General features: G+C 64.0%; 2 protein-coding genes. Both read left to right on the top strand.

Going from position 1 to position 1228, the window contains the following annotated elements; genetic code table 11:
- Positions 1-780, top strand: a 780-nt coding sequence (locus AKL29_RS04850) for a DMT family transporter (RefSeq protein WP_244481761.1), incomplete at its 5' end; no start/stop codon positions are given.
- Between the two features lie 112 nt (positions 781-892).
- Positions 893-1081 carry a hypothetical protein gene (locus AKL29_RS04845; RefSeq protein ID WP_028338145.1) on the top strand — a complete coding sequence of 63 codons (189 nt, stop codon included), beginning with the start codon at positions 893-895 and terminating at the stop codon, positions 1079-1081.
- The last annotated feature ends 147 nt before the right edge of the window (positions 1082-1228 follow it).

The following is a 1228-nucleotide window of genomic DNA, read 5'->3' as shown; positions in this document are numbered from 1 at the left end:
GCCGGCGCGCTGCCGGTGATGCTGATCGTCGGCTACCTGCGCGGCGTCAAATTCTTCGAGCGCGACGGCACGCTGGTGCCCGGGATCATCGCCGGGTTGATGTTCGGCTGCGAGTTCGTTCTGATCTTCACTGGCCTCGTCTTCACCTCGGCGTCGCGGGCCTCGGTGTTCCTCTACACCGCGCCGTTCTTCGTTGCGCTCGGCTCGCACCAGTTCCTCGGCGAGCGTCTCTCGACCGTGCAGTGGAGCGGGCTTGCGCTGAGCTTTGCCGGCGTCGCGCTCGCGATCGGCGTGCCGCAGCCGAACGTCGACGCCAAGGTGCTGCTCGGCGACCTCATGGTGGTCGGCGGCGGCGCGCTGTGGGCGGCGACCACGCTGGTCGCCAAGGGCACACAGCTGCGCAAGGCGGCGCCGGAAAAGGCGCTCGGCTACCAGGTCGCGATCTCGATTCCGATCCTCGGCTTCGCCACCTGGATCGCGGGCGAGCGCATCGAGCATGTGCCGAGCGCGCTGTCGATCTCGCTGCTCGCCTATCAGGCGGTCTGGGTGGTCGGCTGCACATTCGTCATCTGGTTTGCGATGGTGAAGACCTACTCCGCGAGCAAGCTGTCCGCCTTCACCTTCGTCACGCCGCTGTTCGGCGTGGTCGCGGCCTATTTCATCATGCACGACACGCTGACGGCGGTGTTCGGTGTCGCCGCGCTGCTGGTGATCGCCGGCCTCTACCTCGTCAACAAGCCCGACCCGAAGGTGACGCCGGATCCCAACGTGCCGGCGTGAGAGCTGCGAGCCCGCTGCAACGCGACCCTGTCGTCCGGTATTGATATACATCAACACCGCCATAGGCATTTCGTGAAGCCTCCCACGCGAAGCATGTCGTGGAGGCGCGCCAATGGCAATCGATGCCACCGATGCAATTGAAGCCGGAATCCGGTCTGCATTCACCGCGTATTCGAAAGAGGATGATCCGGATTGGCGCAGTTCGTGCTGGATAAAGCCCGATGAGTGCTCCCATCTGGCGAAGAGCATCTTGAAGGAATTGGCCGCCCGAGGCTTTGAGATCGTCAGGAAGTCGTCCTGATTGCGCGCCCTGGGGAGCGAGAACCATCCTCACCGTCGTCCTGGCGAAAGCCAGGACCCATTATCCCAACTGTCGGTTGTCGCGCGACGCCGGGGGCCGTTTTCCCGTTCACAAGCAAATTCGGTGGTTATGGGTCCCCTGAGTTCG

It is taken from the genome of Bradyrhizobium pachyrhizi (assembly GCF_001189245.1).
Taxonomy (GTDB): Bacteria; Pseudomonadota; Alphaproteobacteria; order Rhizobiales; family Xanthobacteraceae; genus Bradyrhizobium; species Bradyrhizobium pachyrhizi.
Note: the sequence above shows the minus strand (reverse complement) of the source record. Positions and strands in the feature narration are given on the sequence as shown.